The sequence below is a fragment of the Micromonospora sp. S4605 genome (assembly GCF_003176715.1).
GTDB classification, from domain to species: Bacteria; Actinomycetota; Actinomycetes; order Mycobacteriales; family Micromonosporaceae; genus Micromonospora; species Micromonospora echinaurantiaca.
This window is the reverse complement of the sequence record NZ_QGSW01000013.1, coordinates 1-1,349: the sequence shown is the minus strand read 5'-3', so window position 1 is coordinate 1,349 and position 1,349 is coordinate 1. Positions and strand designations below refer to the sequence as shown.

2 protein-coding genes are annotated in these 1,349 nt (G+C 75.6%); one reads left to right on the top strand and one right to left on the bottom strand.

Annotated features, from left to right (window positions below; translation table 11 throughout):
- A partial coding sequence (locus tag DLJ47_RS00060) for an SseB family protein (protein ID WP_146227982.1) occupies positions 1 to 503 on the bottom strand: 503 nt, incomplete at its 3' end.
- Positions 504 to 655: 152 nt separating this feature from the next.
- Here DLJ47_RS00060 and DLJ47_RS00055 point away from each other — a divergent pair.
- Positions 656 to 1,349 (top strand): S8 family serine peptidase (locus DLJ47_RS00055; RefSeq protein WP_146227981.1); only part of this gene is annotated, 694 nt, incomplete at its 3' end.

Genomic DNA, 1,349 nt, shown 5'->3' with positions numbered 1-1,349 from the left:
GGTGTGTATAAGGGACAGGGCGTCGGGGAGCCGCTGGGCGGGTCTCCCGCGCCGGCGGCCCGTGCCCGGGCGAGCGTCTCCGCCCGCTCCAGCCGGGCCCGCGCCCCCATGGTGCGGCCGGGCAGCCGGACGTCGCCCCGGGAGAGCTGCGCGACGTACCAGGCCGGCAGGTAACCCTCGATCGGCAGGCCGGGATTGACGGCCAGCCACCACTCGTGGTTGGGCCAGCCGCTGGCCAGGTCGGGATAGCTGGTCAACCGGCTCGCGCCGGCATGTTCGCCCAGGCAGGCGCGCATGGCGGCGGCGGAGGTGAAGGCCAGCACGTGGGTACGGCCGGAGGTGGTCCAGGTGCCCCAGCCCGACGCCTGCCCCAACGCCGGCTCGGGCACCGGCAGCAGCAGGTCGGTACGGGCCAGGATCCGGAAGTATCGCTGCTGGTCGTTGGCGCGCAACGCGTCCCGCAACGCGGCCTCGGCCTCGGTGGCCGGCTCCCATCCGGTCACGGCCACCCCTCCTCCCGCGAACAGGCCATAGGCATCGCGTACAACCTACAAGGTAGTAACAAGATCACAATGGCAGGCTGGCGGCGGTGCGCCGGTTCTGGAAGAAGGCGCTAACATCCCGTTCCGGAGTCGACACGATACGGAGGCGGTCGATGTCCCGGTCCCCCGCGCGCCCACTCCTGGCGGCCCTCGCGGCCGTCCTGGCGACCACCGCGCCGGCCACCCCCGCCACCGCCGGACCTTTCCTCGCCCGGGCCGCCGTGCCGGACTGCGCGACGCCGCCGGCCCCGGTCCGGCCGGTGTCCGCGCCACCCTGGCCCCAGCAGCGGTACGCCCCCGAGCGGCTGTCGCCGCTGGCCACCGGGGCGGGGGTGACGGTGGCGGTGGTGGACTCCGGGGTGGACCGGCGGCATCCGCAGCTCGCCGGCCGGGTGCTCGACGGCACCGACCTGCTCGACCCGGGCGGTGACGGCAGCAGCGACTGCGCCGGCCACGGCACCGGCGTCGCCAGCATCATCGCCGCCGCGCCGCGGCCCGGGATCGCGTTCCGGGGGCTGGCCCCGGGCGCCCGGATCCTGCCGGTCCGGGTGAGCGAGCAGCAGGTCGTCGCGGGGCGGGAGTCCGGGCGCACGGTCAGCGCCGAGGAGTTCGCCCGGGCCATCCGCTGGGCCGTCGACCACGACGCCGACGTCCTCAACCTCTCCGTCGTGTTGTACGTGGACCACCCTGCCGTGCGCGCCGCGATCGGCTACGCGGTCGACCGGGACGTGGTCGTGGTGGCCGCCGCCGGGAACCTGCACGACAGCGGCGACCCGCGGCCGTACCCGGCGGCGTACGAGGGGGTGC